Genomic DNA, 1,290 nt, shown 5'->3' on the forward strand with positions numbered 1-1,290 from the left:
TACAACCTGGTCCAAGACTTTGTTCGCCATCTCGGCCTGAAGAATGTCCCCGGCAAGAAGCTGCTCAGCATGCTGCAGACACCGACATCCGGACTCGCCGCCCAGTTGAGCGACCGCCTGTTCTCCCCGAGCAGCAGCCGCAAGTCCTCGCCAGAGAGTGTGGCCCAGCAGGCACGCATCGCCGACGTCGCCGACGAGCCGCTCGAGCTCATGGGCCCGATCACGGGGGTGATGAAGTGCGTGCGCTTGTCGCTCATGGACGCGGCGGCGGCGAGCGGCGTCGAAGACATCGACGCGCACGCCTTCATGGCGAGTGAGGCGGGGGCGCAGCTTGCCGCGGCCGATCCGCACGGCCTCGACGCGGACGAGGCGGGCGGGCTGTGGCTGTACACGGCACAGAGCGACTTCTACCCGACGCTCAACCGGCTGCTGCGCACACGCGACCGCTCCGCCCTCAAGCCCTTCTTCCCGTACCTGCAGCTGATGCTGACGGCGCGCAGCAAGCTGCCCAAGTACAACAGCCCCGTCTGGCGCGGCGTCAGCATCAGCTGCAGGTACGGGAAGAAGGGCTTGAGGGTCTCGTCGACGACCAAGCAGCTGCATACGCTGACGAACCCGATGTTCCTCGGCACCAGCGGCGTGCGCACCGTCTTCATGATCGAGATCGTGCACGGCGTCGACCTCCAGCGCTACTCGGCGTTCCAGGGCGTAGCGAGCGAGGCGGAGGTCCTGCTCTACCCAGGCACGAAGCTCAAGGTGATCGACGCGATGGAGATGGGTGGCGGCCTCTTCCAGGTGCATCTGAGGGAGGTGCCGCTCACCGTCGCCGTCTTCAAGTGAGCGACGCCCGAGCACCTGTCGACGCTGCGCTGACGGGGCCGCATGGCGCATGCCGAGGGGCGGCCGCGTGCGGGGTGGGTCTGGGTTAGGTCTGTGGGTGTTGCCTGTGAGCTCTCCGCACGTGCAGCACCATGTGGAAACTGGAAAGTGCGTGCACTAATGTGTGTGCTGTATGTGGTTCCAGGGTGGGTCGCGGTGCGTGGGCGTTTGAGGTGCGCGGCGGACACGTCGGGGCATGGTGCGCGTGTGGGGAAACGGTGTATTGGATACAGCTCGGAGTGCGACCTTTACAAGACTTGTTACGTTACATCACAGAGAGTTTTCGATGGTGTACATGAGACAGCTTCCGATAAGTTAGAGCTCGGACGCGGCGAGGCTGCCCAGGCGTTCACGCGCACGCGCCGCGCACGCGCCGGCTGTGTCTGCGCCGGCCGAGGCCGTCGCCTCCGT

1 protein-coding gene is annotated in these 1,290 nt (G+C 65.6%); it reads left to right on the forward strand.

Annotated elements, in window-relative coordinates:
- The coding region (locus tag EB084_25790) for a hypothetical protein (GenBank protein NDD31676.1) at nt 1-840 on the forward strand (840 nt) is incomplete at its 5' end.
- Nucleotides 841-1,290: the final 450 nt, after the last annotated feature.

It is taken from the genome of Pseudomonadota bacterium, from assembly GCA_010028905.1.
Taxonomy (GTDB): Bacteria; Vulcanimicrobiota; Xenobia; order RGZZ01; family RGZZ01; genus RGZZ01.